At 71.8% G+C, this 2,282-nt stretch carries 4 protein-coding genes; all 4 read right to left on the bottom strand.

Annotated features, from left to right (window positions below; all coding sequences use genetic code 11):
• The coding region (locus GT030_RS02225) for a mobile element transfer protein (RefSeq protein ID WP_161199562.1) at positions 1-180 on the bottom strand (180 nt) is incomplete at its 3' end.
• Positions 181-199: 19 nt separating this feature from the next.
• A complete protein-coding gene (locus GT030_RS02220) occupies positions 200-874 on the bottom strand; it encodes a DUF2637 domain-containing protein (protein ID WP_161199561.1) in 675 nt (224 codons plus the stop codon).
• A 5-nt stretch (positions 875-879) separates the two neighbouring features.
• On the bottom strand, positions 880-1,056 hold the full coding sequence (locus GT030_RS35395; protein ID WP_202459588.1) for a hypothetical protein: 177 nt from the start codon (positions 1,054-1,056) through the stop codon (positions 880-882).
• Between the two features lie 11 nt (positions 1,057-1,067).
• The coding region (locus GT030_RS02215) for an FtsK/SpoIIIE domain-containing protein (RefSeq protein WP_161199560.1) at positions 1,068-2,282 on the bottom strand (1,215 nt) is incomplete at its 5' end.

The raw sequence follows: 2,282 nt of genomic DNA, 5'->3' as shown, positions 1-2,282 counted from the left end.
GCAGCGGTGGGTGCGGGCGGCGAGTTCGGCGGCGGAGCGGTCGGCGTAGTCGGTGGAGAAGCCGCAGCCGGGGGCGGAGCAGGCGGCGGTGTGCCGGGTGCGGCCACGGCCGTCGTGGTAGGTGGCGACGGTGACCGGGCCGAAGCGCCGCACGTCACGGAACCGGCGGTACACGCTCACGGGTCGACCTCCTTCCGGGTCAGGTGAGTTCGAGCTGTGCGGCGATGGCCTGGCAGGTCGGCGCAGGCAGACCGAGCCGGGCGGTGAGTGCCTCAGCCGTGATCGGCTCACCCGTGGTCTTGCGGTGCTTCTCCGCGATGGAGCGGGCGTGCTCGACCAGAGCCGCCGGGACCGTGGGAACCGGAGCGGCCGGCGTCGGTGGCTTGGCTGGGGCGGGGTCCAGCTCCGCAGGAGCGGACGTGGGCGCCGGGACCGGCGCGGTGTCGGTGCGATGCAACTCGACTTCCGGCACCGCCAACTCAGGCTCCGCAGAAGGGGCTTCGGCAGCAGTCGCCGGGGTCGGGGTGTGGACGAGGAGGGTGCCGCCGAGGAAGGCGAGCGCGGGCCAGCCGGCGACCAGGATGCGCAGCCAGGCGGGCACGTGGCCGAGATCGAGCAGACCAGCCGTGGCGATGTTGGCGCCGAGCGAGGCGGCGAGCGCGATCGTGAACCAGGTCCATGAGGCCCCGTCCCGTCCGGCCCTCAGTCGACGCCATGCGGCGACCAAGAGCAGGTCGACGGAGATCGGGTAGGCCCAGGCTTTCCAGCCGGACTGTCCGGCGGCGGCGGCCAGGTCGTGCAGGTGGGCGAAGGACAGGGCACCGGCGATCACGGCTTGGATCAGTACGGCGTCGGGGCGGAGAGTGCGCTGCATGGTGATCACTGCCCGTCCGGTGCTTCGCCGGTGCCCAGGCAGGTCAGGCACAAGGCGGCCTGCCGGTTCTCGGTGAGGCGGCCCTTGCGGGCGCCGACGTGCACGGTCTCGGTGGTGTCTCCGTTGCCGTGGCAGTCCGGGCAGGCGGCCGGCTTCGGCGGGGTCTTCTTGCGTGTGGCCATGACTGCCCCTCCTAGTCCGTGAGCGGGATCGGCTTGACCAGCGATGGACCCGGCACCGGGACGCTCGCGGGGATGTGGGGGCGGTAGGGGTCGAGGGCGGGGAAGTCGGGCACGAGGTGTGCGAACTCCCGGCAGATGGCCGCCGCTTCGGCGCGGGTGGTGTGCGGGGTGCGGATCTTCGCCCAGCCCCCGGAGGAGTCGGCGGCCACGGCGGTGCCGGGGCGTTCGGCGGGGATGAGGGAGGCGGTCATCACGGCGTCCGGGGCCACGTCCGCGAGACCCATTTCGGCGGTCTGCTTGTCGTTGACCCTGTGCACCACTCGCCCGGTGAGCTGGGCGCGGAGCATGGTCGCGCCGCGTCCGAGTTCGGAGCCGAAGCGCTGCCCGCATACCTCCAGATAGATTCCGACCGCCCGTGCCATCTGCGCGAGGCGGATCAGGGCGGTGACGATCTGCTCGCGGCGTTCCTCATCCTTCTTGGAGGAGATCAGGAACAGTTCCGCCACTTCGTCCACCAGGACGATCACGGGCACGGGCCGTAAGCCGGCGGGCAGCTCCCACACGTCGGAGACGCCTTGCAGGCTCAGCAGGTCGAACCGGGACTCCATCTCGCCCACCAGCACATCCAGCAGGGAGGCGGAGTCGTCCGGCGTGGTCGCCAGCGCCGACAGCCGAGCCGCGTAGGCGGAGTGCTCGACGCCGCGCTTGCAGTCGATCCCGACCAGGGCCACCGGCAGCTTGGCGAGGCCCTTGATCAGGTTGCGCTGATAGACGGACTTCCCGGAGTTGTTCGCGCCGAGGGTCAGTGCCATCGGGATCTGGCGGTAGTCCCGCACGAACGCGGTCCCGTCCTCCCGCAGAGCCACCGGCACCGACAGCCCCTCAGGGCGAGCACGGCGCGGCATCCGGACTCGGCGCAGCACGTCGTAGCCGGTCATGCGGAGTTCGACGTGGCCAGGCTTGGTCTCCGCGACGGTCACCGAGTGCACACCCCAGGCATGGCGGAGCCGCTCGGAGGCGGCCACCAGGTCGGCCGGTTCCAGGCCGGCCGGGAGACGCAGGGTCACGCGCAGGCCGGTGGAGGTGCCCCGGATGTGGCGGACCTTCGGCGGGACCGGCTGAACCTCGGTGTGGGCGATGTTCCGCGCCAGGAAGGCCCGCAGGCGGGACGGCTGAACCGTCAGCCCGCACACGTCCATCGTGGAGCGGTAGGTGAAGGAGAACCG

It is taken from the genome of Streptomyces sp. SID1328 (genome assembly GCF_009865595.1).
Lineage (GTDB): Bacteria > Actinomycetota > Actinomycetes > Streptomycetales > Streptomycetaceae > Streptomyces > Streptomyces griseoluteus.
Note: the sequence above shows the minus strand (reverse complement) of the source record. Positions and strands in the feature narration are given on the sequence as shown.